Raw genomic sequence first — 904 nt, 5'->3', positions numbered from 1 at the left:
TGAACAGCGGGCAGACCTGCGTGGCCCCGGACTACATCCTGTCCATCGGGGACGCGGACGCGCTGGTTGACCGCCTGGCCAAGGCGATTAGCAGCTTCTACGGCCGGGACCCGATCAGCCACCAGGACTACGGCGGATCGTCTCACGCCAGCACTTTGAGCGGCTCACCGGGCTGCTGGAGCACGGGCGGGTGGTCATCGGCGGGCAGAGCGACGCCCAGACCCTGCGCCTGGCCCCCACGGTGATGCGCGACGTGGAGCTGGACAGCCCGCTGATGACCGAGGAGATCTTCGGTCCGATCCTGCCGGTGATCGAGGTGGAGTCCTTCGACGCGGCCCTGCAGTTCATCGCCGAACGCCCCGCCCCGCTGGCCGCCTACCTGATGAGCGAGAACCCGCGGCTGCAGTCGATCTTCTCCGACCGGGTGCGGGCCGGGGCGATCGTGCACAACGCGCCGATGACCCACCTGATCGTCCCGACCCTGCCCTTTGGCGGCGTGGGGGACAGCGGCATGGTTCCTACCACGGCAAGCACGGCTTTGAGCGGCTCTCGCAGATGCGTCCGGAGCTGAACAAGACCACGGTGATCGACACCCTGAACGCCGTCTACCCGCCCTACTCCTGGGCCAAGCGCAAGTTCATCGACAAGCTCATCTAGCCCCGGCGCCGTGGCGGCGGGCTACACCTGGCCGGCCAGCGCGGCGTCCACGATCTGGCGGGCCTCGGCGAGCACCTGCTGCAGGTGCTCCTGGCCCACCGTGGATTCGGCGTAGATCTTGTAGATGTCCTCGGTGCCCGAGGGCCGGGCAGCGAACCAGGCGCGCTGGCTGGAGACCTTCAGCCCGCCGATCGGGTAGCCGCTGGCCTCGGTGGCTTGGTGGTGATCGCGTCCCCGGCCAGCTGCG

The 904-nt window shown here is 68.9% G+C and carries 1 protein-coding gene and 2 pseudogenes; 2 read left to right on the top strand and 1 reads right to left on the bottom strand.

The window, feature by feature from the left end:
- Both JCM19049_RS21420 and JCM19049_RS15645 read left to right on the top strand, forming a co-directional pair.
- A pseudogene (locus tag JCM19049_RS21420) lies at positions 1–245 on the top strand (hypothetical protein); the annotation flags it as partial.
- A complete protein-coding gene (locus JCM19049_RS15645) occupies positions 191–571 on the top strand; it encodes an aldehyde dehydrogenase family protein (RefSeq protein WP_054822014.1) in 381 nt (126 codons plus the stop codon). The pseudogene JCM19049_RS21420 and the gene JCM19049_RS15645, both read left to right, overlap by 55 nt.
- 107 nt (positions 572–678) lie before the next feature.
- Here JCM19049_RS15645 and JCM19049_RS15640 read toward each other — a convergent pair.
- Positions 679–904 (bottom strand): annotated as a pseudogene (locus JCM19049_RS15640) (hypothetical protein); the annotation flags it as partial.

The organism is Arthrobacter sp. JCM 19049, from assembly GCF_001310435.1.
Note: the sequence above shows the minus strand (reverse complement) of the source record. Positions and strands in the feature narration are given on the sequence as shown.